This is a genomic window from uncultured Eubacterium sp., assembly GCF_934295145.1.
In the GTDB taxonomy this organism is placed as follows: domain Bacteria; phylum Bacillota; class Clostridia; order Lachnospirales; family Lachnospiraceae; genus Eubacterium_I.
In genome coordinates this window covers 1-23879 of sequence record NZ_CAKRAS010000026.1, presented here as the reverse complement: position 1 = coordinate 23879, position 23879 = coordinate 1, and the positions used below count along the sequence as shown (strand labels likewise).

At 41.3% G+C, this 23879-nt stretch carries 37 protein-coding genes; 36 read left to right on the top strand and 1 reads right to left on the bottom strand.

Annotated elements, in window-relative coordinates; all coding sequences use genetic code 11:
- The first annotated feature begins 22 nt into the window (after positions 1-22).
- The 4 genes from Q0I54_RS06950 (at position 23) to Q0I54_RS06935 (ending at position 5310) form a co-directional block, all read left to right on the top strand.
- Complete coding sequence (locus tag Q0I54_RS06950) at positions 23-433, top strand: VOC family protein (RefSeq protein ID WP_296117513.1); 411 nt, start codon at positions 23-25, stop codon at positions 431-433.
- Between the two features lie 167 nt (positions 434-600).
- Positions 601-1923 carry an ABC transporter substrate-binding protein gene (locus tag Q0I54_RS06945; RefSeq protein ID WP_296117512.1) on the top strand — a complete coding sequence of 441 codons (1323 nt, stop codon included), beginning with the start codon at positions 601-603 and terminating at the stop codon, positions 1921-1923.
- Entirely contained in the window at positions 1923-3755 is a 1833-nt protein-coding gene (locus Q0I54_RS06940) for a sensor histidine kinase (protein WP_296117511.1), read from the top strand. Before Q0I54_RS06945 ends, Q0I54_RS06940 begins: the two co-directional genes overlap by 1 nt.
- Positions 3730-5310: a response regulator gene (locus Q0I54_RS06935; protein WP_296117510.1), complete on the top strand. Its 1581-nt coding sequence runs from the start codon at positions 3730-3732 to the stop codon at positions 5308-5310. The genes Q0I54_RS06940 and Q0I54_RS06935 overlap by 26 nt, the downstream gene beginning before the upstream one ends.
- Before the next feature lie 297 nt (positions 5311-5607).
- Here the strand turns inward: Q0I54_RS06935 and Q0I54_RS06930 are convergent, their stop codons facing one another.
- Positions 5608-6471, bottom strand: coding sequence for a class I SAM-dependent methyltransferase (locus Q0I54_RS06930; protein ID WP_296117509.1), 864 nt, complete (start codon positions 6469-6471; stop codon positions 5608-5610).
- 270 nt (positions 6472-6741) lie between these two features.
- On the opposite strand from Q0I54_RS06930, the gene Q0I54_RS06925 reads away from it, so the two are divergent.
- The 32 genes from Q0I54_RS06925 to Q0I54_RS06770 all read left to right on the top strand — a co-directional run bounded on the left by Q0I54_RS06925 (position 6742) and on the right by Q0I54_RS06770 (position 23660).
- Positions 6742-7020 (top strand): hypothetical protein, encoded by a 279-nt coding sequence (locus Q0I54_RS06925; RefSeq protein ID WP_296117508.1) that lies wholly within the window; start codon positions 6742-6744, stop codon positions 7018-7020.
- Positions 7021-7288: 268 nt separating this feature from the next.
- Positions 7289-7606: a 30S ribosomal protein S10 gene (gene rpsJ / locus Q0I54_RS06920; protein ID WP_022035229.1), complete on the top strand. Its 318-nt coding sequence runs from the start codon at positions 7289-7291 to the stop codon at positions 7604-7606.
- A gap of 208 nt (positions 7607-7814) precedes the next feature.
- Positions 7815-8492, top strand: coding sequence for a 50S ribosomal protein L3 (rplC, locus tag Q0I54_RS06915; protein WP_288773940.1), 678 nt, complete (start codon positions 7815-7817; stop codon positions 8490-8492).
- Between the two features lie 32 nt (positions 8493-8524).
- A complete protein-coding gene (rplD, locus tag Q0I54_RS06910) occupies positions 8525-9145 on the top strand; it encodes a 50S ribosomal protein L4 (protein WP_296117507.1) in 621 nt (206 codons plus the stop codon).
- A complete protein-coding gene (rplW, locus tag Q0I54_RS06905) occupies positions 9145-9444 on the top strand; it encodes a 50S ribosomal protein L23 (RefSeq protein WP_109215999.1) in 300 nt (99 codons plus the stop codon). The genes rplD and rplW overlap by 1 nt, the downstream gene beginning before the upstream one ends.
- A gap of 75 nt (positions 9445-9519) precedes the next feature.
- Positions 9520-10362 carry a 50S ribosomal protein L2 gene (gene rplB, locus Q0I54_RS06900; RefSeq protein ID WP_296117506.1) on the top strand — a complete coding sequence of 281 codons (843 nt, stop codon included), beginning with the start codon at positions 9520-9522 and terminating at the stop codon, positions 10360-10362.
- Positions 10363-10372: 10 nt separating this feature from the next.
- Entirely contained in the window at positions 10373-10654 is a 282-nt protein-coding gene (gene rpsS, locus Q0I54_RS06895; protein ID WP_021739355.1) for a 30S ribosomal protein S19, read from the top strand.
- Positions 10655-10675: 21 nt separating this feature from the next.
- Positions 10676-11062 carry a 50S ribosomal protein L22 gene (rplV, locus tag Q0I54_RS06890; RefSeq protein WP_021739354.1) on the top strand — a complete coding sequence of 129 codons (387 nt, stop codon included), beginning with the start codon at positions 10676-10678 and terminating at the stop codon, positions 11060-11062.
- Positions 11063-11072: 10 nt separating this feature from the next.
- Positions 11073-11726 (top strand): 30S ribosomal protein S3, encoded by a 654-nt coding sequence (gene rpsC, locus Q0I54_RS06885; RefSeq protein WP_109216001.1) that lies wholly within the window; start codon positions 11073-11075, stop codon positions 11724-11726.
- Entirely contained in the window at positions 11726-12151 is a 426-nt protein-coding gene (rplP, locus tag Q0I54_RS06880) for a 50S ribosomal protein L16 (RefSeq protein ID WP_296117505.1), read from the top strand. The genes rpsC and rplP overlap by 1 nt, the downstream gene beginning before the upstream one ends.
- Before the next feature lie 2 nt (positions 12152-12153).
- A complete protein-coding gene (gene rpmC / locus Q0I54_RS06875; RefSeq protein WP_021739351.1) occupies positions 12154-12354 on the top strand; it encodes a 50S ribosomal protein L29 in 201 nt (66 codons plus the stop codon).
- Positions 12355-12391: 37 nt separating this feature from the next.
- Positions 12392-12649: a 30S ribosomal protein S17 gene (gene rpsQ, locus Q0I54_RS06870; protein WP_081695246.1), complete on the top strand. Its 258-nt coding sequence runs from the start codon at positions 12392-12394 to the stop codon at positions 12647-12649.
- A gap of 16 nt (positions 12650-12665) precedes the next feature.
- Positions 12666-13034: a 50S ribosomal protein L14 gene (gene rplN, locus Q0I54_RS06865; RefSeq protein WP_296117504.1), complete on the top strand. Its 369-nt coding sequence runs from the start codon at positions 12666-12668 to the stop codon at positions 13032-13034.
- A gap of 13 nt (positions 13035-13047) precedes the next feature.
- Entirely contained in the window at positions 13048-13353 is a 306-nt protein-coding gene (rplX, locus tag Q0I54_RS06860) for a 50S ribosomal protein L24 (protein WP_109216002.1), read from the top strand.
- A gap of 23 nt (positions 13354-13376) precedes the next feature.
- On the top strand, positions 13377-13916 hold the full coding sequence (rplE, locus tag Q0I54_RS06855; protein WP_296117503.1) for a 50S ribosomal protein L5: 540 nt from the start codon (positions 13377-13379) through the stop codon (positions 13914-13916).
- 15 nt (positions 13917-13931) lie between these two features.
- Positions 13932-14117, top strand: coding sequence for a type Z 30S ribosomal protein S14 (locus Q0I54_RS06850; RefSeq protein ID WP_296117502.1), 186 nt, complete (start codon positions 13932-13934; stop codon positions 14115-14117).
- Between the two features lie 40 nt (positions 14118-14157).
- On the top strand, positions 14158-14559 hold the full coding sequence (gene rpsH, locus Q0I54_RS06845) for a 30S ribosomal protein S8 (protein ID WP_109216004.1): 402 nt from the start codon (positions 14158-14160) through the stop codon (positions 14557-14559).
- Positions 14560-14877: 318 nt separating this feature from the next.
- Positions 14878-15417 (top strand): 50S ribosomal protein L6, encoded by a 540-nt coding sequence (gene rplF, locus Q0I54_RS06840; RefSeq protein WP_296117500.1) that lies wholly within the window; start codon positions 14878-14880, stop codon positions 15415-15417.
- An 18-nt stretch (positions 15418-15435) separates the two neighbouring features.
- The gene (gene rplR / locus Q0I54_RS06835; protein ID WP_296117498.1) at positions 15436-15804 is read left to right on the top strand and encodes a 50S ribosomal protein L18; all 369 of its coding nucleotides are present in this window, start codon (positions 15436-15438) and stop codon (positions 15802-15804) included.
- Positions 15805-15821: 17 nt separating this feature from the next.
- On the top strand, positions 15822-16331 hold the full coding sequence (gene rpsE, locus Q0I54_RS06830) for a 30S ribosomal protein S5 (protein WP_296117496.1): 510 nt from the start codon (positions 15822-15824) through the stop codon (positions 16329-16331).
- Positions 16332-16344: 13 nt separating this feature from the next.
- Positions 16345-16527: a 50S ribosomal protein L30 gene (gene rpmD / locus Q0I54_RS06825; protein ID WP_296117495.1), complete on the top strand. Its 183-nt coding sequence runs from the start codon at positions 16345-16347 to the stop codon at positions 16525-16527.
- A gap of 18 nt (positions 16528-16545) precedes the next feature.
- Positions 16546-16986: a 50S ribosomal protein L15 gene (gene rplO, locus Q0I54_RS06820; protein ID WP_296117494.1), complete on the top strand. Its 441-nt coding sequence runs from the start codon at positions 16546-16548 to the stop codon at positions 16984-16986.
- Positions 16986-18302, top strand: a complete 1317-nt coding sequence (secY, locus tag Q0I54_RS06815; RefSeq protein ID WP_296117493.1) for a preprotein translocase subunit SecY — start codon at positions 16986-16988, stop codon at positions 18300-18302. The genes rplO and secY overlap by 1 nt, the downstream gene beginning before the upstream one ends.
- Before the next feature lie 147 nt (positions 18303-18449).
- A complete protein-coding gene (locus Q0I54_RS06810; protein WP_296117491.1) occupies positions 18450-19094 on the top strand; it encodes an adenylate kinase in 645 nt (214 codons plus the stop codon).
- A 21-nt stretch (positions 19095-19115) separates the two neighbouring features.
- On the top strand, positions 19116-19913 hold the full coding sequence (map, locus tag Q0I54_RS06805) for a type I methionyl aminopeptidase (protein ID WP_296117488.1): 798 nt from the start codon (positions 19116-19118) through the stop codon (positions 19911-19913).
- Complete coding sequence (locus Q0I54_RS06800) at positions 19904-20173, top strand: KOW domain-containing RNA-binding protein (protein WP_296117486.1); 270 nt, start codon at positions 19904-19906, stop codon at positions 20171-20173. The genes map and Q0I54_RS06800 overlap by 10 nt, the downstream gene beginning before the upstream one ends.
- Positions 20174-20226: 53 nt before the next feature.
- On the top strand, positions 20227-20445 hold the full coding sequence (infA, locus tag Q0I54_RS06795; protein ID WP_021739335.1) for a translation initiation factor IF-1: 219 nt from the start codon (positions 20227-20229) through the stop codon (positions 20443-20445).
- A gap of 196 nt (positions 20446-20641) precedes the next feature.
- Positions 20642-20755: a 50S ribosomal protein L36 gene (gene rpmJ, locus Q0I54_RS06790; RefSeq protein ID WP_003022746.1), complete on the top strand. Its 114-nt coding sequence runs from the start codon at positions 20642-20644 to the stop codon at positions 20753-20755.
- 357 nt (positions 20756-21112) lie between these two features.
- The gene (rpsM, locus tag Q0I54_RS06785) at positions 21113-21481 is read left to right on the top strand and encodes a 30S ribosomal protein S13 (protein WP_288773949.1); all 369 of its coding nucleotides are present in this window, start codon (positions 21113-21115) and stop codon (positions 21479-21481) included.
- Positions 21482-21563: 82 nt separating this feature from the next.
- A complete protein-coding gene (gene rpsK, locus Q0I54_RS06780; RefSeq protein WP_109216015.1) occupies positions 21564-21959 on the top strand; it encodes a 30S ribosomal protein S11 in 396 nt (131 codons plus the stop codon).
- Positions 21960-21978: 19 nt separating this feature from the next.
- On the top strand, positions 21979-22572 hold the full coding sequence (rpsD, locus tag Q0I54_RS06775; RefSeq protein WP_109216016.1) for a 30S ribosomal protein S4: 594 nt from the start codon (positions 21979-21981) through the stop codon (positions 22570-22572).
- A 128-nt stretch (positions 22573-22700) separates the two neighbouring features.
- Positions 22701-23660, top strand: coding sequence for a DNA-directed RNA polymerase subunit alpha (locus Q0I54_RS06770; RefSeq protein WP_109216017.1), 960 nt, complete (start codon positions 22701-22703; stop codon positions 23658-23660).
- Positions 23661-23879 lie beyond the last annotated feature (219 nt).

The following is a 23879-nucleotide window of genomic DNA, read 5'->3' as shown; positions in this document are numbered from 1 at the left end:
AAAAATGTATGAGGTGGATGAAATGACAACAAATGTAAAAAAAGTATTGCATGCAGGAATCAGTGTTTACAACATGAAAGAGTCTATTGAGTGGTACAAAAAGAATCTTGGTTTTGAAGTATTGAAAGAGGATGGATATGTACCGCCACTGAAAGCTACCATTGTGTTCCTTGAGAAAGATGGATTTCAGTTAGAGTTATTTGAGTATGATGAGCCGAAGAAAATTCCGGAAGATCGTCTGACACCGAACTCTGACCTTCAGACAGTAGGAACAAAACATATCGCATTTGAGACAGATGATATGGCAGCATTAAAAGCCGGCTTTGTAGAGAATGGTGTTGATATTGCACATGAAGTATGTATGGAAGGCAATTCCGTTATGTTTGTTCGCGACTGCAACGGTGTTCTGATCGAGTTTATTGAGAATAAATAAGAAAAATTGTTTGATTGAGAGTTGTAAAATTTTAAGCGGTGCCCCTGTGTTGGGGGAACCGCTTTTAGTCGTATCTATGCACGATGCAATGGCATTCCAGCATAGATCCCAAAGAAAGATACATGATACGCATGAAAAAAGTGGAACAGGAAGACTGAGGAAAAGAGATGAAAGAGGGACGCAAGCGAATACTGATCATAGTTACGATCATTGTTCTGGTATCAGTGCTTGCTGCCCTGTGTGGCACATTGTTTTACGACAGTATGCGAAACAGGGAAGCTGCTAAAAAAGACAAAGAAGATGATGAGGATCGGGTTGAAATAGAGCTGGTATATGCATACCAGAATCCACAGTGGAATTCGGCCATTGAGGCCACGGTGCGCAATTTTGAAGAACTGTATCCGAATATTAAAGTGAATTATGAAGTAAACTATCTGGATAAAGTATACGAGGATATTCTGATTAAAAAAATTGCCAGAGATGAGCTTGGTGATATTGTACAGTTAAAGACACCTGGAATGTATGCCAGCAGTGATACACTTGGTGAAATCTCGGAAGAGGTGACGGATCTGGTAAAATATACTTACGATGTAGATGGAAAAGTCTACGGAGTGGGAGCGGTAGAGTCCACTTCCGGTATTATCTATAACAAGGAAATTTTTGAAAGATATCACCTGCAGGAGCCACAAACCTATGAAGAATTTCTGAATGTCTGCAAAGTACTGAAACGGCGTGGTATTACACCCATCGGTGTGGCTGGAAGTGATCTGTGGCATATGGAATACTGGGTAAATCACTTTTTCCGTACGGATGTGCTGGCAAAAAACAGGAACTGGCTCAGTGATTGTGCGGATGGAGTGGTGTCATGGACAGATGCGGAACCAATGAAAATGCTGACGGATTTAAGTGGGCTGTTCGAAGCAGATTATGTTAACAAAGACTGGCAGACAACCAGAGATGGAAATCTGCCATATAAAATGGCAGAGGGCGAGATTGCGATGATGTATACCGGACCATGGACATCTTTTGCCATTCAGAAGTTAAATGAAGATATGGAGCTTGGGTGGTTTTATGTGCCGGATGAAAATGGAGCAACCTATGCCGGCGACAATCTGGATACATTCTGGTCTGTGACAAAAGAGTGTGAGAGTGATCCGCAAAGGTATGAGGCCGCCATGACATTTCTGAAATATTTTTATTCAGAAGAAAACTATACGCTGGTTTGTGAATCTATTTGTGGTTTTCCGTTGACAAAGGAGTGGATTGCTACGACCGGAGTGAAATTTCAGGAAGAAACAGAGCGGGCGTTCCGCAGCAGCGACGAACAGATTGCAACCTATATCGGAGACAAGGATACGCCGGTAGAATTCGAAAAAAGTATGCTGCTTCTTTTGCGTGGGGAATTAGGTGGAGAACTATCTGTGGAGGAGACAGCCATCAGTTTACAGCAGCTTTGGGAAGACAGTGAGCTAAGCCAGGAGGAAAAATAATGAGAAAGAAATTATTTGATACAACCTTCGGAAAGCTGACAGTGGCTTATGTATTTTTGGGCGTGATTCCGCTGCTCCTGCTGAGTATTCTGTTTTTTTCCAGATTTACAGACAGTGTCAGAGAGACAATGATCCGCAACTATGCGCAGATCAACGGGTATTTTGCCCGAAATGTCGGTGACATTATAGAATCTGCGGATGATGCTATGGCCGATTTATACGAATACGAGACAGATCGGGGAGAAAGTCTGGCTACGGTATTGAAGGATACGGAACGCAGTGATGGTGAGCGGGCATTGGAAGTAGTGAATGCTCTGAACAGCGTTATGTCACAGAGTAAGCATATCGCATCTACCCGTTTTGTGGATTTTAATGGACATATATACAGTGTATATTATAATCAGGAAAAAACACTGCGAAATGATGCAGAATATTATACGCAGATGAGTATTATTCCGAAGGATCGATTGCGGGATCTGAGAGTATTAGGAACGACAGAAGAGAGTAATATCTGTATCAATACAGATGATTTCATTTTCGTTCTGGTGCGTAATTATATGGACACCACATCTATGAATCGCGCATGTAATACAGCACTGGGCACATTGTTTGCGGATGTTAATGTGGATGTTTTGGATGATCTGGTAAAGAAGATTGGACTGGAAAAAGGGAAACTTTATATTTGTAATCCGAAAGAATCGCATTATGTATACAGCCAGGACAGAAAGGATTATCTGGATGGAAGAAATCCCCTTGGCAAAAAAGTGATGGCTCATTTGACAGATGACGAAGGGTATGAAAAAATAGATGATAACTGGATATTTTATGCAAAGATTACAGGAACGGAGGAATATGCAGTACTGGCATTGAGTGATGCGGAAGCAATGGGATATTATTTCAGTAACCGTACGATGATGGTTGTAATTTTGCTGTTTTCCTGTATTTTCCTAATACTTTTGTATATTATATTTTCGAACAGGATGACTGAACCGGTCCGGAAGGTGCAGGAAGCCATGAAGCAGGTAGAGAATGGTCAGATGGATGTGTGTCTGGAGATTAATTCCCATGATGAAATGGAAATCATCGCAGATGGATTCAACAAGATGGTGGAGCGCCTGAATGATTATATCAATCAGGTGTATGTAGCCAGAATCTGCCAGAAAGATGCAGAACTGAATGCACTGAAAATGCAGATTCAGCCGCATTATCTGTACAATACTCTGGATGTGATCCGGATGACGGCACTGGAAGAAAACGATGAAAAGACGGCGGAACTGTTGGAATGCCTGGCACATCAGCTTCGGTATGTGATGGGAGAACATACCGACTGTATCGTATTGCAGGATGAATTACAGGCATTGCGTGAGTACTTTGTCATTATGAAAGTACGGTATGAAGGCCGCATCGGATTAAGCATTCAGGTGTCAGACGAAGATACACAACTTTATATTCCAAAATTGTTGCTTCAACCAGTGGTGGAAAATGCGATCCGCCATGGACTTCGTGAAAAAGATGGCGAAGGAACGGTAGCTATTCGTGTAGAGCGTAAAGAAAATTATTTGGAAATTGTTGTGATGGACGATGGCGTTGGAATGGATGAGGAGCAGGTACGGATCATGCAGGAGACACTGGATCATCCGGAAATCGGAAAAGCAGATGCAAACGGTCGTCTGAGTGTTGGTATGAAAAATGTTTATGACAGAATAAAGCTGAATTGCGGCAAAGAGTATGGATTTAGGATTGAAAGTTTCCTTGGCGTTGGAACGATTGTAACCTATCATTTGCCGATTTGGGAGGAGCCTGAAGATGTGGAAAGTAGTGATCGCGGATGACGAGGGAGTTATCTTACAGGGGTTAAAGAAACTGATTGACTGGAAGAACTTGGATATAGAACTCGTGGGGGAAGCACGGGACGGACAGCAGCTCAAAAGAGTAATAGAGGATACAGTACCAGATATTGTCATTACAGATATTAAAATGCCTTACATGACGGGGCTTGATATACTCCGCTGGTGTAATGAAGCACATGTGCATGCGAAGTTTATTTTTATCAGTGGATATCAGGAGTTTACATATGCAAAAGAAGCCCTGCAGAGCGGAGCTGTGGATTATTTGCTGAAACCAGTAGCACGCAAGGATCTTGAGGATGCAGTGCGCAAAGCAATTCAAAAACTGAAAGAGCAGAATACGATTGAAATATTCAAAGAAGAAGACGATGAAATGCAGAAACTGTTCCGGGAGATCAATGATGGACAAGGCTTTGAAAATGACGAATTGTACCAGTTATTTGCGGCGGAAGAGATAGATTTTGCAAACCATTTTTTTGTTGGAATCTGCATTGGAATCCGCCCGGATGTGGCATCAGATATGGCTCATGATTCCTTTGAACGTTTTAATCTGGTGCGCTTTTCTATTTATAATCAGATCAGTCAGAAGCTACGGGGAAAAGCATTTGTACTTCGTAAGGATGACTGTGCATTGCATCTGATGGGCGTGTTCCCCTGTGGAGAGGAAGACACGTTTGTAGATACATATGTGATGCCGGTAGTACAGCAGGTGTCAGCGCAGGTACATACAGATTTATCAGTCGGGATCGGTATGTATTCTACCGATGCAAAGCAACTGAAAAATGCTTACAAAACGGCAAAGTTTGCATTTGAACTGTATTATTTTGAAGAAAAGCCGCTGATTGATTTCAGAGAAATCCATAAAGATTATACCGTATCCTTTGAAGACTATGCAAAAAGTGTGGATGAGGCTTACCATGCAATCATTGCGCATGACGATTCCTATCTGGAAAAAATCGACAAGATCATGGATAAGGTAGAGGCCATTCATTATGGAAATAAAAATGCGGCACTCTCCAGGGTGTTGTATTTTGTGGCTGAAATAGGTACAAAATTATTCCAGTATCAGCTTGTCGAGGGTGATTATAACGAGATGCAGGAGAAACTGCAGAAAGATACTGAACAGCGGAAAACATTCCGCGCCCTGCGTGAATGTATTCGGCAGTATTACCAGAATCTCTGGATTTTGCTGGATAAAAATGGAAAATCCAAAGATAAGGTAATGATTGAGCAAGTCAAAGATTATATCAAAGCGCATTATGCCGAAGATATGTCTATCAAAGAGCTGGCAGATGTGGCCTGTGTCAGCCAGAATTATTTCAGTGCACTGTTTAAAAAGGAAACCGGACAGAATTATAAAGCATATCTGACATCTATCCGTATGGAAGAGGCTATCAAACTGCTTCGGACCACGGATCTTAAAACATATGAGATCGGAGAAAAGGTTGGTTATAATAATGTTCGCCGTTTTGTAGATGCTTTTAAGCAGATTTATAATGTGAGCCCAATGGAGTATAAGAAATCCTTGCGGGAAGATTAAAAGAAATAATCAAACGGTCGCAAAATGTAATAAAAATGAAGAAAAAACGATATCACAGACACGGACAATTTTCTATCTGCGCTGCGCCGCCCATTTTCGCCTCCTCCCGCGAACTCGCACGCAAAATCAGCGTGCTCAGACACACTCGCGGAGGCGAAACTATGCTCGCTCCGATGACGAAAATTGCTCTACCGTCTTGTGATATCGTTTTTTCTTTCTCATTTTATTTACATTTTGCTGCACAGTGGCAGATGTAACATGGTGGTAATCTGTTTCGTTCTTTACACAGGAAAGATATTATTTGCTAGATTCCCAACGACCGGAGGCTCCACATGGAAGTACAAGTCCGTTTGAAGACACCGGAAGACCGATTTCATCAGCAGTTACAATACCGTCATATTTTTTCATAACGGTTCCGAGCATATATGCCAGTACCGCAGGCTGAAGTCCTGTGGTGTAGGAGTTGATCAGGAAGAACAGCGGATCATCGGAAAGGATCTGTGTACACAGTTTAACCAGGGGGTAAACAGATTCTTCGATTTTCCAGATTTCGCCTTTCGGACCTCTGCCGTAAGATGGAGGATCCATGATAATGGCATCGTAATGATTGCCACGGCGGATTTCGCGCTCTACAAATTTAACGCAGTCATCCACAAGCCAACGAATCGGTTTGTCAGAGAGGCCGGAAGAAGCAGCATTTTCCTTTGCCCACTGAACCATTCCTTTGGAAGCATCCACATGTGTGACCTGGGCGCCGGCAGCTGCAGCGGCAAGGGTTGCACCACCGGTATAGGCAAACAGGTTTAATACTTTGACCGGACGGCCCGCTTTGCGGATCTTGTCACCGAACCAGTCCCAGTTTGCAGCCTGTTCCGGGAATAATCCTGTATGCTTGAAGCTAAATGGTTTTAAGTTGAAGGTCAGATCATTGTAATGAATGGTCCACTGTTCCGGCAGATCGAAAAATTCCCATTCACCACCGCCTTTTTTACTTCTGTGATAATGAGCATTATGTTTGTGCCATCCTTTTTCTACCTTTGGTGTATCCCAGATGACCTGCGGGTCCGGACGAACGAGGAGGTATTTTCCCCATCGCTCCAGTTTCTCACCCTGGGAACAATCAATCACCTGATAATCTTTCCAGTTCTTTGCTATCCACATTGTCTATTTTCCTCTACTTTCGCATGATATGAATTCTGTTTCTACCTATTATAATGTTATACTTGTGTACTTTGTGCAAATGATGCGCATTCGCACGAGAAGAGATTCTTGCTTTGCAAGCGTGCTCGGCGCGGGCAAGAAAGATTGATAATTTTAAACGCGTAAGTGTGTGATAGCACACTTTCTTGTATAACTTATAACTGTATGTCTCTATGATTATAGATGCTTCCAGGTCTTTCGTCAAGAAACTATAAATGAGAATAGCACCTAATGTATTTAGCAATTAATTTACTTTACTGCAGAATAAGGATTCCCGTGCCTCAGGAAGTGTGTCTGAGCCGACAGCCGGTTTTGCTGGAGGCGAGTTCGCGGGAGGAGGCGGAGATAAGCGGCGCAGCGGAAACAGAAAATTATCCGTGTCTGGTCGCATGTTTCTTTCATTGCCGCCTATATAACAAACTCTCCGTCGTCAAAACACTTGAAAAAGCCCAAAAATCCAATGTATTTATAAAAGTACAAGAAAAACACGTATATTTTGAAAAAAATTGAAAAAACTACTTGCAATTCCGAAAAAAATCTCTTATACTAGCAATTGCTGTGACATGATAGCAATGAAGCGCGAGGTTGCTGCCCAAGTGGCAGGTTTTCCGTGGAGCGAATGTCAAGTTAGGAAACTGACGACAAGTCACTGTACTGAAACTGAAGACCATGAAATGGTTGAAAACAACGTGTGTGAAATTGAATGACACACACGGGAGAGTGTACAGTCACCGCTTGTCGTACTAATCAAAAGTGCGAAAAGGAGGCGACTTTTTTTATGGCAAGTCAAGTAATGAGAATCATTCTCAAGGCTTATGACCACGAGATGGTGGATGCATCAGCAAAGAAAATTATCGAAACTGTAAAGAAAAACGGATCACAGGTGAGCGGACCGGTACCACTTCCTACTAAGAAAGAGGTTGTAACAATCTTAAGAGCGGTTCACAAATACAAAGATTCCAGAGAGCAGTTCGAACAGAGAACACACAAAAGACTGATCGACATCGTAGCACCAACACAGAAAACTGTTGATGCACTGTCAAGATTAGAGATGCCGGCTGGTGTCAGCATCGACATCAAGATGAAAAACAAATAATTCATCTGATGAAAAGTCTTCCTTATATAATAGGAAGCAACATGATTAAGGTAAAATCCTGAAGGGTTATATATAGAAGCAGCATTCTTCGAATCCGTTTTAACCCACGTTGCAAAACAACAATGGATTCAATGTTCCACTTATATATCACTGTTCTAGGATGAGCGCATAAAGCGCTCCGCTGTAGAGTAAACAGGAGGTAAATGAGATGAAGAAAGCTATTTTAGCTACAAAAGTCGGAATGACTCAAATCTTCAACGCAGACGGAGTTTTAGTTCCGGTTACTGTATTACAGGCTGGTCCGTGCTACGTTACACAGATCAAAACTGTTGATAACGATGGATACAGCGCTGTACAGGTTGGTTTCGTTGACAAAAAAGAGAAAGTTGTCAGCAAAGATGCCAACGGTAAAAAAGAAATCAGAAACAGACATGGTGTAAACAAAGCAGAGAAAGGTCACTTTGACAAAGCAGGCGTATCCGGTAAGAGATTCGTTCGCGAGTTCAAATTTGACAATGCTGAGGAATACAACCTTGCAGATGTAATCAAAGCTGATATCTTCGCAGAAGGCGACAAGATCGATGCAACAGCAATTTCCAAAGGTAAAGGTTTCCAGGGCGCAATTAAGAGATTTGGCCAGCACAGAGGACCTATGGCTCATGGTTCTAAATTCCATCGTCATCAGGGTTCCAACGGCGCTTGTTCTTCTCCGAGTAAAGTATTCAAAGGAAAAGGAATGCCGGGACACATGGGTAGCGTAAAGGTTACAGTTCAGAACCTTGAAGTTGTTCGTGTAGATGCTGAGAACAATTTACTTTTAGTGAAGGGTTCCGTACCAGGACCTAAGAAATCTTTAGTAACAATCAAGGAAACAGTAAAAGCTTAAGTTTTACTTGATTAGGAAAGGAGGACACACAGATGGCTAACGTATCTGTTTATAATATGGAAGGCAACGAAGTGGGCTCCATGGAACTGAATGACGCAGTTTTCGGTGTAGAAGTTAACGAGCATTTAGTACACATGGCAGTTGTACAGCAGCTTGCAAATAATCGTCAGGGAACTCAGAAAGCAAAAACACGTTCTGAAGTTAGCGGCGGTGGAAGAAAACCTTGGAGACAGAAAGGAACCGGTCATGCAAGACAGGGTTCAACAAGAGCTCCGCAGTGGACAGGTGGTGGAGTAGTATTCGCTCCGGTACCGAGAGATTACTCTTTCAAAATCAACAAAAAAGAGAAAAGAGCAGCTTTAAAATCCGCTCTGACATCCAGAGTAGAGGCTCAGAAATTTGTTGTTTTAGATGAGTTAAAATTAGACGCAATCAAAACAAAAGATTTTGTTAAAGTATTAAATAACTTAAATGTTTCCAAAGCACTTGTTGTTATGGGAGACAAAGATGTAGTTGTTGAGAAATCCGCAGCAAACGTTCCGGATGTAAAAACAACACAGGCTACACTGTTAAACGTATACGATATTCTGAAATATGATACCGTAATCACAACAAAAGCAGCTGTAGAGAAAATCGAGGAGGTATACGCATAATGGCAAACGTTCAGTACTACGATGTAATCCTCAAACCGGTTATTACAGAGAAAAGCATGAATATCATGGCTGAGAAAAAATATACTTTCCTGGTTCATCCGGAAGCTAACAAAGCTATGATCAAAGAAGCTGTTGAGAAAATGTTCGACGGCGTTAAAGTTGCAAAAGTTAACACAATGAATTGCGAAGGCAAAACAAAAAGACGTGGAATGACTTTTGGTAAAACTGCTAAAACAAAAAAAGCTATCGTTCAGTTAACAGAGGATAGCAAAGATATCGAGATCTTTGCAGGTCTGTAGACCGAAAGCGACTTAGCAGTTGGTTAAGCACAGTAAAGTGCGATAATAAAACACAGTATTGAAAGGAGATTCATTATGGGAATCAAAACATATAACCCATATACACCTTCCAGAAGAAACATGACTGGTTCTGACTTCTCTGAGATCACAAAAAAGACTCCTGAGAAATCCTTACTGGTTTCCTTAAATAAAAATTCTGGACGTAATAATCAGGGTAAAATCACTGTTAGACACCGCGGAGGCGGAGCTAAGAAAAAATACAGAATCATCGATTTCAAGAGAAATAAAGATGGTATTCCGGCAACTGTTATCGGTATCGAGTACGATCCGAACAGAACAGCTAATATCGCTCTGATCAGCTACGCTGATGGTCAGAAAGCATATATCCTTGCACCGGCTGGACTTACAGATGGTATGAAAGTTATGAACGGACCGGAAGCAGAGGTTCGCGTAGGTAACTGCTTACCGCTGGCAAACATCCCAGTTGGTACACAGGTTCACAATATTGAGTTACATCCGGGTAAAGGCGGACAGCTGGTTCGTTCCGCAGGAATGAGCGCACAGCTTATGGCAAAAGAGGGCAAATATGCTACTTTAAGACTTCCGTCCGGAGAGATGAGAATGGTTCCTATTAATTGCCGTGCAACAGTAGGTGTTATCGGAAACGGTGACCACAGCCTGATCAACATCGGTAAAGCAGGACGTAAACGTCACATGGGTATCCGCCCAACAGTACGTGGTTCTGTTATGAACCCGAATGACCATCCACACGGTGGTGGTGAAGGCAAGACAAGTATCGGTCGTCCAGGTCCATGTACACCTTGGGGCAAACCTGCTCTTGGCTTGAAGACAAGAAAGAAAAACAAACAGTCTAACAAACTTATCGTAAGAAGAAGAGACGGTAAAGCAATCAAATAGGAGGTTTAATATGGCTCGTTCATTAAAAAAAGGACCATTTGCTGATGAAAGCTTACTGAAAAAGATTGATGCTATGAACGCTGCAGGAGACAAACAGGTAATCAAAACCTGGTCCCGCCGTTCCACAATCTTCCCGCAGATGGTTGGACATACAATCGCAGTTCATGATGGAAGAAAACATGTGCCTGTATATGTTACAGAAGATATGGTTGGACACAAACTCGGTGAGTTCGTTGCAACCAGAACATACAGAGGACATGGAAAAGACGAAAAGAAATCTAAAGTAAGATAATTTTGGAAGGAGGTTATATCCATGGCAAAAGGACATAGATCCCAAATTAAAAGAGAGAGAAATGCACAGAAAGATACCAGACCTTCAGCAAAATTATCATATGCTAGAATGTCTGTACAGAAAGCTTGCTTCGTACTGGATGCAATCCGTGGCAAAGATGTAAAAACAGCTTTAGCTATCGTAATGTACAATCCAAGATACGCATCAAGCGTTATTGAAAAATTATTAAAATCAGCAATTGCTAATGCTGAGAACAACAACGGAATGAAAGTTGATGACCTTTATGTAGAAGAGTGCTACGCAAATAAAGGACCTACAATGAAGAGAATTCATCCGAGAGCACAGGGTAGAGCTTATAGAATCGAGAAGAGAATGAGCCACATCACAATCGTGCTTAATGAAAGATAGGAGGTAAAACATGGGACAGAAAGTTAATCCTCATGGCTTGAGAGTCGGTGTTATCAAAGACTGGAGTTCTAAATGGTATGCAGAAGGCAATTTTGCAGATCTCTTAGTTGAAGATTACAATATCAGAAAATTTTTAAAGAAAAAATTATACAGCGCAGGAATCGCTAAAATCGAGATCGAGAGAGCTTCTGACCGCGTTAAAGTTATCGTTTACACAGCTAAACCGGGTGTTGTAATCGGTAAAGGCGGAGCTGAGATCGAGAAAGTGAAAAAAGAGCTTCAGAAATATACAGATAAGAAATTAATCGTAGATATCAAAGAAGTTAAGAGACCGGACAAAGACGCTCAGCTCGTTGCAGAGAATATTGCAGCACAGCTTGAGAACCGTGTATCTTTCCGTCGTGCTATGAAATCCTGCATGGGCAGAAGTATGAAAGCTGGCGTTAAAGGTATCAAAACATCCGTTTCCGGACGTCTTGGTGGAGCAGATATGGCTCGTACAGAGTTCTACAGCGAAGGTACTATTCCGCTTCAGACACTGAGAGCTGATATCGACTACGGTTTCGCAGAAGCAGATACAACCTACGGTAAAGTAGGCGTTAAAGTATGGATCTACAAAGGTGAAGTACTTCCGAAAAAGGCAGTGGAAGGGAGCGATAAATAATGTTAATGCCAAAAAGAGTTAAAAGACGTAAACAGTTCCGTGGCACAATGGCTGGTAAAGCGTTAAGAGGCAATAAGATTACAAACGGTGAATACGGTATCGTTGCTCTCGAGCCATGCTGGATCAAATCTAACCAGATTGAGGCAGCCCGTGTTGCCATGACACGTTACATCAAACGTGGTGGTAAAGTTTGGATTAAAATTTTCCCGGATAAACCAGTTACAGCTAAACCGGCTGAGACACGTATGGGTTCCGGAAAAGGTGCTTTGGAATATTGGGTAGCTGTAGTTAAACCGGGTCGCGTATTATTCGAGATTTCCGGTGTGTCTGAAGAAATTGCTCGTGAAGCATTAAGACTTGCAACTCACAAATTACCATGCAAGTGCAAAATCGTTTCCCGTGCAGACTTAGAAGGCGGTGAATAAGAATGAAATCTAGTGAATATTTAAAAGAGTTAAGAACACAGAGCGCTGCTCAGTTACAGGAACAGTTAGTAGCTGCAAAAAAAGAACTTTTCAATCTTAGATTCCAGAACGCAACAAATCAGTTGGACAATACTGGAAGAATCAAAGAAGTTAGAAAAAATATTGCCAGAATTCAGACCGTTATCACTGAGAAAGCGGAGTAATTCCCCTGGCGAGTAACCCATGAAAGGAGAACGCATCGTGGAAGAAAGAAATCTTAGAAAAACACGTGTTGGTAAAGTTGTAAGCGACAAGATGGACAAAACAATCGTTGTAGCTATCCAGGATAATGTAAGACATCCTCTTTACAACAAAATCGTGAAAAAAACTTATAAATTAAAAGCTCATGACGAGAACAATGAATGTGGTATCGGTGATACAGTCAGAGTTATGGAAACAAGACCTTTATCTAAAGATAAAAGATGGAGACTTGTAGAGATTATGGAGAAAGCAAAATAAGAAGGAGGCTGCCAGCATGATTCAACAGGAAAGCAGACTTAGAGTAGCTGATAATACAGGAGCAAAAGAATTACTTTGCATCCGTGTTATGGGCGGTTCTACAAGAAGATATGCTAACATTGGTGATGTTATTGTAGCTACAGTTAAAGATGCAACACCAGGCGGAGTTGTTAAAAAAGGCGACGTTGTAAAAGCTGTAGTTGTTCGTACAAAAAGAGGCGCACGTCGTAAAGACGGTTCCTACATCAGATTTGATGAGAACGCTGCTGTTATCATCAAAGATGACAAAACTCCAAGAGGAACTCGTATTTTTGGACCGGTTGCAAGAGAACTTCGTGAGAAACAGTTCATGAAGATTGTTTCCCTCGCTCCGGAAGTATTATAGGAGGTACCGATTAATGCTGAAAATTAAAAAAGGTGATACAGTTAAAGTAATCGCTGGAAAAGATAAAGACAAAGAAGGCAAAGTAATCGCTGTTAACGCTAAGAAAAACACAGTTACTGTTGAAGGTATCAACATGGTTACAAAACATACAAAACCAAGTATGGCTAACCAGGCAGGCGGTATCGTTCAGCAGGAAGGACCGATTGATATTTCTAACGTTATGTATGTTCACAAAGGAGCAGCTACACGTGTAGGCTTCAAGATGGACGGCGACAAAAAAGTTCGTTTCGCTAAATCAACTGGCGAAGTGATTGATTAATCAAAGAGAGGAGGTCCAGCAAGTTGAGTAGACTGAAAGAGACATATCAGAATGAGATCGTAGATGCTATGATCAAAAAATTTGGATATAAAAATATCATGGAAGTGCCGAAACTTGACAAAATTGTTATCAACATGGGTGTTGGTGAGGCAAAAGAGAATGCAAAGATTCTTGAATCCGCTATGAAAGATCTTGAGATCATCGCAGGACAGAAACCGATTACAACAAAAGCTAAAAATTCCATCGCTAACTTCAAAATCAGAGAAGGTATGCCGATTGGATGCAAAGTTACTTTAAGAGGCGAGAAAATGTATGAGTTCCTTGATCGTCTTGTAAACCTTGCATTACCGCGTGTACGTGACTTCCGTGGTGTAAATGCAAATGCATTTGACGGCAGAGGTAACTATGCACTTGGTATCAAAGAGCAGTTAATTTTCCCTGAAATTGAGTATGATAAAGTTGACAAAGTAAGAGGTATGGATATCATCTTCGTTACAACAGCTAACACAGATGAAGAAGCACGTGAATTACTGACAATGTTCAACATGCCATTCGCTAAATAACAGGAGGGGACTTTAATGGCTAAGAAATCAATGAAAATCAAACAGCAGCGTACACCTAAATTCTCTACCAGAGCATATACACGCTGCAATATCTGTGGACGTCCGCATTCTGTATTAAAGAAATATGGTATCTGCAGAGTATGTTTCCGTGAATTAGCTTACAAAGGTGAGATTCCGGGCGTTAAGAAAGCAAGCTGGTAGACCGAAAGCAGCTGAGTAAAAATACAGGAGGAAACACAACATGACAATGAGTGATCCAATCGCAGATATGCTTACAAGAATCCGTAATGCAAATACTGCTAAACATGATACAGTAGATATTCCTTCATCCAAAATGAAAAATGCTATCGCAGAGATTTTATTCAACGAAGGATATATTGCAAAATACGAGATCATTGAAGATGGTAATTTCAAAACAATCCGTGTTACACTGAAATACGGTGCTGATAAAAACGAAAAAATCATCACAGGTATCAAGAGAATCTCCAAACCGGGTCTGCGTGTATATGCAAGCAAAAACGAGATCCCGAAAGTTCTGGGTGGTTTAGGAACAGCAATCCTTTCTACAAACCAGGGCGTTATCACTGACAAAGAAGCTAGAAAACTTCAGGTTGGCGGAGAAGTATTAGCATTTGTATGGTAGGCCGGAAGCCACTTAGCGAAATCAAGCCATAGGCGCAGATTGAGGTTAGTGCGAGGCCCTTCTGGGAGATTAGCGAAAGCAAGCCAAAGGTGTAGCTTGAGCTTAGCGAGCAGAAGAGTTCTGGAGCCAGAGAGTGGCTTGCAGAACTTCCTTAGCTCTCTGAAAGGGGAACTAAGAGACCTCTTTACAGACAATGCTGTAAGGTGGTACAGATATAAAAACGATCCAAAAGTATAATTCCACTGCAAAAGTGGAACATACTGTGTAACAATGCATGTCGGCAGATGCCGACCAATACAGAATATAGGAGGTACGGGCATGTCACGTATAGGAAGAATGCCAATCGCGATTCCGGACGGAGTAACCGTAACAATCGCAGAAAATAATCAGGTGACTGTAAAAGGTCCTAAAGGAACACTTGAGAGAGTGTTACCTGCAGAGATGGATATCAAACAGGAAGGTTCTGAGATCATTGTAACCAGACCAAATGATTTAAAGAAAATGAAATCTTTACATGGTTTAACAAGAACTCTGATCCACAACATGGTAATCGGTGTAACAGCTGGTTACGAGAAAACACTGGAAGTTAACGGTGTTGGTTACAGAGCATCCAAATCTGGAAACAAACTGACATTAAACCTTGGATATTCTCATCCGGTAGAGATGGTTGATCCAGAAGGCTTAGAAGCAGTTGTTGATGGAAACAAAATCATTGTAAAAGGTATTGATAAAGAAAAAGTTGGCCAGTACGCAGCAGAAATCAGAGATAAGAGAAGACCTGAGCCTTACAAAGGAAAAGGTATCAAATATGCTGATGAAGTTATCAGACGTAAAGTTGGTAAGACTGGTAAGAAATAATTGGAGGTGTGACAGGTAATGGTTAGTAAGAAATCAAGAACAGAAGTTCGCGTTAAAAAGCACAAAAGAGTGCGTAATCATTTAGCAGGTACTGCTGAAAGACCACGTTTAGCTGTTTTTAGAAGCAATAATCATATGTACGCCCAGATTATTGATGATACAGTTGGAAATACACTTTGTGCAGCTTCTACAATGGACAAAGATGTAAAAGCAGCTTGTGAGAAAACAAATAACGTAGATGCAGCAGCTCAGGTTGGTACAGCAATCGCTAAGAAGGCACTTGAGAAAGGCATCACAACTGTTGTATTTGACAGAGGTGGTTTCATTTATCAGGGAAAAATTCAGGCATTAGCAGACGCAGCACGTGAAGCTGGATTAAACTTTTAACAAGGAGGAAACAATACATGAAACGTACAATCATTGATCCCAGCCAGTTGGAATTAAATGAAAAAGTGGTATCAATTAAACGTGTAACCAAAGTTGTTAAAGGTGGACGTAACATGCGTTTTACAGCTTTAGTCGTAGTCGGCGATGGCAACGGTCATGTTGGTGCAGGTTTAGGAAAAGCAACTGAAATTCCGGAAGCAATCCGCAAAGGAAAAGAAGATGCAATGAAGAAACTCATCGAGGTTAAATTAGACGAGAACAACAGTATTACACATGATACAACTGGTAAACATACAGGTGCATCTGTATTATTAAAAAGATCTCCGGAAGGTACTGGAGTTATCGCTGGTGGTCCGGCACGTAACGTGTGCGAGCTCGCTGGTATCAAAAACATCCGTACAAAATCTCTGGGATCCAATAACAAGCAGAACGTTGTACTTGCTACAATCAATGCGCTCAGCCAGTTAAAATCCCCGGAAGAAGTAGCTAGACTTCGCGGTAAATCCGTAGAAGAGATCCTGGGTTAAGGAGGGATATAAGATGGCAGGTAAATTAAAAATCACACTTGTGAAATCTACAATCGGTGCAGTTCCGAAACATGTTAAAACAGTTGAAGCTTTAGGTTTAAGAAAAGTAAACAAAACTGTAGAAATGCCGGATAACGCAGCAGTTCGTGGTATGATTCAGCAGGTTAGACATTTAGTAAAAGTAGAAGAAATCTAATAGTTAGGAGGTGCCACGATGGATTTATCAAACTTAAAACCAGCAGAAGGTTCAAAACACAGCGATAACTTCAGAAGAGGCCGTGGACACGGTTCAGGAAATGGTAAGACAGCAGGTAAAGGCCATAAAGGACAGAAAGCTCGTTCCGGAGCTCCAAGACCAGGCTTTGAAGGTGGTCAGATGCCATTATACAGAAGAATCCCGAAAAGAGGATTCACTTGCAGAAACTCTAAAGAAATCGTTTCTGTAAACGTTTCCGCACTTGAGAGATTTGAGAATGATACAGTTGTAACTGTAGATACTCTGATCGAGGCAGGAATCGTTAAAAACCCAAGAGATGGCGTTAAAATCCTTGGTAACGGTGAACTGACAAAGAAACTTACAGTTCAGGCAAACGCTTTCAGTGCATCAGCAAAAGAAAAAATTGAGGCACTTGGCGGAAATGCAGAGGTGATCTAATGCTTGAAACAGTCCGTAACGCATTTAAACTCAAGGAAATCAGAAGCCGTATCATTTATACCCTGCTCATGTTAGTTGTGGTACGAATCGGTACACAGCTTCCGATTCCGGGAGTAAATGGAAACTATTTCTCAGAATGGTTTTCAGGAAACTCAGGCAGCGCTTTCGGATTTTTTGATGCAATTACCGGCGGTTCTTTTGAGAAGATGTCGGTATTTGCATTAAATATTACTCCATACATTACGTCTTCTATCATTATCCAGCTTTTAACAATTGCGATTCCAAAACTGGAAGAACTGCAGAAAGACGGAGAAGAAGGTCGTAAAAAGATGACTGCGATCACGCGTTATCTTACAGTTGCACTTGCATTAATGGAATCCTTAGCTATGGCAATTGGATTCGGTAAAAGTGGTCTGCTTCTGGAGTATAATGCATTAAATATCATCACAGCCGTTGTTACATTAACAGCTGGATCCACAGTTATTATGTGGATTGGTGAGAGAATTACGGAGAATGGTGTAGGAAATGGTATTTCCATTGTATTGACAATCAATATTATCTCCAGAATTCCGCAGGATCTTACATTATTATTTGAACAGTTTGTAAAAGGAAAAGAAATTGCATTCCAGGTACTGAACCTTGCAATCATCGTTGCAATTATCATTGCGGTAACCGTACTGACTGTAACTTTACAGGGTGCTGAGCGGAGAATTCCGGTACAGTATTCCAGAAAGGTTCAGGGAAGAAAGCAGATTGGCGGACAGTCCTCCTATATTCCATTAAAAGTGAATACAGCCGGAGTTATTCCAATCATCTTTGCACAGTCCCTGTTCATGTTCCCTCTGATCATCATGCAGCTGCTTGGTAAATCAGGTGGAAACGGAATTGGCGGTACAATTCTTAAAATGTTAAATCAGTCCAACTGGTGCGATTTCAATGAACCGATTTACTCTATTGGATTAATTGTATATATTGTATTAGTTATTGCATTTGCATATTTCTATACATCTATTACATTCAATCCGCTGGAAATTGCAGACAATATGAAAAAACAGGGAGGATTTATCCCGGGCATCCGTCCAGGTAAACCGACCAGTGACTATCTGACAAAAATCTTAAACTACATCATCTTTATCGGTGCCGTAGGCCTGGTAATTGTTGCAGTTATTCCAATCTTCTTTGAGGGAGCATTCAATGCATCTATCTCATTTGGTGGAACATCTCTGATCATCATCGTTGGTGTTATCATCGAGACCTTAAAGCAGATCGAATCCCGGATGTTAGTTCGGAATTATAAAGGATTTTTAAACGATTAATGTACAGTTGGAGATACTTGAACTACAGGTATCTCCAATTGTGTTTTACAGTAATTTTATAAAAACATATATTTTCAAAAAGCAATCTATCCTGTAAAATGTAGAGAGAGCGATAAGGGACGGCTCAGAAATCGGAGGAGGAAAAAGATGAAAATAATTATGCTAGGGGCACCAGGTGCCGGAAAAGGAACACAGGCAAAGAAAATTTCAGACAAATTTGATATTCCGCATATTTCCACAGGAGATATTTTCCGTGCAAATATCAAAAATGGTACAGAACTTGGTAAAAAGGCCAAAACATACATGGATGAGGGACTTCTTGTTCCGGATGAACTGACATGTGATCTGGTTGTTGACCGTATTTCCGAGGATGACTGCAAAAACGGATTCATCCTGGATGGTTTTCCAAGAACAATTCCGCAGGCAGAGTGTCTGACAGAAGCCTTAAATGAGCGCAATGAGAAAATGGACTATGCGGTCAATGTAGATGTTCCGGATGAGAACATTATTTCCAGAATGTCCGGTAGACGAGCATGCTTAAATTGTGGTGCAACATATCATATTGTCAATATTCCAACGAAGAAACCTGGAATTTGTGATCGTTGCGGTGAGCCTGTAGTTCTCCGTGATGATGACAAACCGGAGACCGTAAAAAAACGTCTGGATGTATACCATGCACAGACAAAACCGCTGATCGACTATTATGGTGATCAGGGGATCTTGAAGACAGTAGACGGCACGCAGCCGATGGAAACTGTTTTTGAGGAAATTGTGAAAATGTTAGAAGCTTAAGGCTCCAGAATGGAGGATGAGATGTCAGTAACTATTAAATCTGAACGTGAAATTGAGTTGATCCGCAAGTCTTGCCATATCATTGCCAAGATTCATCAGGATCTTGGAAAAGAGCTGAAAGCAGGAATGTCCACCCTGGAAGTAGACAGCATTGCAGAAGATATGATCCGAAGCTGCGGCTGTGTACCGAATTTTAAAAATTATGGTGGCTTTCCGGGATCCGTGTGTGTTTCCATTAATAATGAGGTAGTACATGGTATCCCGTCAGCAAAAAGAATCATCAAAGACGGTGATATTGTAAGTCTTGATATGGGATGTATCTATAAAGGCTATCATTCAGATGCTGCAAGAACTCATGCGATCGGTGAAGTTTCAGAAGAAGCGCGGTTATTGATCGAACGTACCAGACAGAGCTTTTTTGAAGGAATCAAATACGCCAAGGCTGGCAATCATTTACATGAGATTTCCAATGCCATCGGTGCATATTGTGAGAAATTCGGATACGGCGTGGTCAGAGATCTGGTAGGACACGGTGTAGGCTGTGAATTACATGAAGATCCACAGATTCCGAATTTTATCCAGAAAAGCAGAGGCATCCGTCTGCGTCCGGGTATGACACTGGCTATTGAGCCAATGGTAAATGCCGGACGTTATGATGTAGAATGGACGGATGATGACTGGACTGTTATCACAGAGGATGGTTCTCTGTCTGCTCATTACGAGAATACAATTCTGATCACAGACGGTGAGCCGGAAATTCTAACACTGACAGAGGATGAGCGCATTCTGATGCAGAACGGAGGACTGGGATGCATGTAGAACTGGCATTGTCAATGGCGGGACATGATAAGGGACATTATTATGTTATCACCGGAGAAGAGGGCAATTTTGTCTATGTTGCGGATGGTACGCTGAAGCTGTGTGCGCAGCCAAAGCGCAAAAACCGTAGACATATCCAGCTGATCCGTAGACTGCCTGCCGAGGTAGAGGAGATATTTCAGAAAGAAGAGTCCTGGAGCGATCTGAACGTTAAGCGGGCACTCAAACTGTATAAACAGTATTTAAATGAGGCAGAATAAAATCAATCAGAGCCGAGTAGATTTACAGCAGAATAATAACAGGAGGCAAATCAATGTCAAAAGCAGATGTAATTGAAATGACCGGAACCGTTGTAGAGAAACTTCCGAATGCGATGTTTCAGGTAGAATTAGAGAATGGTCATCAGGTACTTGCTCATATCAGTGGTAAACTGCGTACTAACTTTATCCGTATTTTACCGGGTGATCAGGTGAAAGTAGCACTTTCTCCGTATGATCTGACAAAGGGCAGAATTACCTGGAGAGATAAGTAAGAGTACTTATTTTCGTACAAAAAGAATGAAAAAATCTTAGAAAAAAATCTTGCAATCATGAATACTCCATGCTATAATGCTTAATGACGCTTTTGGAGAACCAAGGGAATATTATGTATATTTCCTGGCTTCTATTCACAAAACGAAAAAGCTTTATAGTATGGAGTTTTTTTGTTTAAGGAAAGGAGGATTTGCTGTGAAGGTAAGATCATCAGTTAAACCTATTTGCGAAAAATGCAAAGTAATTAAAAGAAAAGGAAGCATCAGAATTATCTGTGAAAATCCGAAGCACAAACAGAGACAGGGTTAATCATTCTTTAAATAGATGATGAGAGCAGGTTGGAGACAACGCGAAACTGCTAATCCGTTCCTCCGTGGAGCACTCTGCCACAGAGTACCAATTTGGAACAGGATCTGTTTGAATCAGAAGGGATTACAGCGTCTCCTGAAATTTTCCGGATGTGCGGCTGCAGCAAGATTCCCTCTGAATTTTGCTGTTCATGGCGGAAGATAAAACGACACTGTAATGTTTCTATTATAATATAGAAGCATTAATGAACAGCTGATACAGGTTGTGCACACATTTCAGGCCGGGTAATCCGGAGCTGCATAAAATGTATCGGAATGTAACTAAGAAAACGAAATCATTATGGAGGTGTAAACACACATGGCTCGTATCGCAGGTGTAGATTTACCAAGAGAAAAACGTGTAGAGATTGGCTTGACTTATATTTATGGTATTGGCGTTGCAAGTTCCAATCGTATTCTTGCAGAAGCAAAAGTTGATCCTAATATCCGCTGCAAAGACTTAACAGATGATGATGTTAAGAGAATCAGTGCAGTAATCGATGAGTCTCAGACAGTAGAAGGTGACTTAAGAAGAGAAGTTGCTATGAACATCAAGAGACTTCAGGAGATTGGATGCTATCGTGGTATCCGTCACAGAAAAGGACTTCCGGTTCGTGGTCAGAAAACAAAGACCAATGCTAGAACAAGAAAAGGTCCGAAGAGAACAGTAGCAAACAAGAAAAAATAATGCATTGAGATAGAGAGGTCGTCCTGAAGACAGACCGCAATGCATTTTGACAAAAATCTGTAGAAAGTAGGTTAGTTTAATTATGGCTAAGAAAGTTACAAAGAAAGTGACTAAAAAGCGTGTAAAGAAAAACGTTGAACGTGGACAGGCACATATTCAGTCTTCTTTCAATAATACAATCGTTACATTGACAGACGCTGAAGGCAATGCTTTATCATGGGCAAGTGCCGGTGGTCTTGGATTTAGAGGTTCAAGAAAATCTACTCCTTATGCTGCACAGATGGCAGCAGAGACTGCTACAAAAGCAGCGCTCATTCATGGTCTTAAAACAGTAGACGTATTCGTAAAAGGACCGGGTTCAGGAAGAGAAGCAGCTATCCGTGCTCTTTCCGCAAGCGGCCTTGAAGTAACAAGTATCACAGACGTTACTCCGGTACCTCACAACGGTTGTCGTCCGCCAAAACGTAGAAGAGTCTAATTAGGAGGTGTAGTCTGAGATGGCAGTAAATAGAGTACCTGTTCTTAAAAGATGCAGATCCCTTGGTATGGATCCGATTTATTTAGGAATTGATAAAAAATCAAATAGACAGTCAAAAAGAGCAAACAAGAAGATCTCTGAGTATGGTCTTCAGTTAAGAGAAAAACAGAAAGCAAAATTCATCTACGGAGTTCTGGAGAAACCTTTCCACAACTACTATGAGAAAGCTGATAGAATGAAAGGCATGACTGGTGCAAACCTCATGACAATTCTTGAGAGCAGACTTGACAACGTAGTATTCCGTCTTGGATTAGCTAGAACAAGAAAAGAAGCTAGACAGATCGTAGATCACAAGCATGTATTAGTAAACGGCAAATGCGTAAACATTCCGTCTTACTTAGTAAAAGCTGGTGACACAATCGAAATCAAAGAGAACGCTAAAAGCTCTCAGAGATATAAAGATATCCTTGAGGTAACAGCAGGTCGTCTCGTTCCGGAATGGCTTGATGTTGATCAGGAGAACCTGAAAGGCGAAGTTAAAGAGTTACCGACACGCGAGATGATCGATGTACCGGTAGACGAGATGCTTATCGTCGAGTTATATTCTAAATAATCATGTAGGCAACGAGCAGTGCCGAATTTGCACAAAAATCAGACGCTTCATGGCATCATGCAGGCGGATGATTTTTGTGTCTTAAAATAAAAGCACTGATTAGTATAAAATTTAAGGAGGGACGTACAGTGTTCGATTTCGAAAAACCAAAAATTGAGATTGCTGAAATTTCAGAAGACAAAAAGTATGGCAAATTTGTCGTAGAGCCGCTCGAAAGAGGTTACGGCATTACTCTTGGTAATTCCCTGAGAAGAATCATGCTTTCTTCATTGCCGGGAGCAGCAGTTAGTCAGGTAAAGATTGATGGTGTTTTACATGAGTTCAGCTCAATCCCAGGTGTTAAAGAGGATGTTACTGAGATCATCATGAACATCAAAAATTTGGCTTTAAAGAATACCAGTCCGACAAATGAATCTAAAGTTGCTTACATTGAATTTGAAGGTGAAGGCGTTGTTACTGCAGCTGATATCCAGGCTGATCCGGATATCCAGATCATGAACCCGGATCTTGTAATTGCTCACTTAAACGGTGGTGTAGATTCCAAGTTATACATGGAACTGACAATTACAAAAGGACGTGGATACGTAAGCTCAGATAAAAACAAAGGCGAAGATGTACCGATCGGCGTTATCGCTGTAGATGCAATCTACACACCGGTTGATCGTGTAAACCTGACAATTCAGAATACACGTGTAGGTCAGATCACTGACTATGATAAACTTACATTAGATGTTCATACAAACGGAACACTTGAGCCGGATGAGGCTGTCAGCCTTGCAGCAAAAGTATTAAGCGAGCATCTGAATCTCTTCATCGACCTGTCTGAGAATGCTAAGACAGCAGAAGTCATGATTGAGAAAGAAGACAACGCAAAAGAGAAAGTTCTGGAAATGAACATTGATGAACTTGAATTATCCGTTCGTTCTTACAACTGCCTGAAGAGAGCTGGAATCAACACTGTAGAAGAGTTGACAAACAGAACACCGGAAGACATGATGAAAGTTCGTAATCTTGGACGCAAGTCTTTAGAAGAAGTACTGGCAAAATTAAAAGAGTTAGGCTTACAGCTCAACCAGGGCGAAGAGTAGAATAATTCTTTTATAATAACTCATTAATCGGCAGAGAATATAAGACCGATGGGCGTTAATCTGTCGTCATTCATGAGTGGAGGAATATCAACAGGGCAGACAGCTGTCTCCCCGCATCACATTCGGTATCTAAGTCCAAAGAGCGTTGCCGGATGAACCACAATAATGGAGGGCTATTAAAATGGCAAAATATCGTAAATTAGGAAGAACATCTTCCCA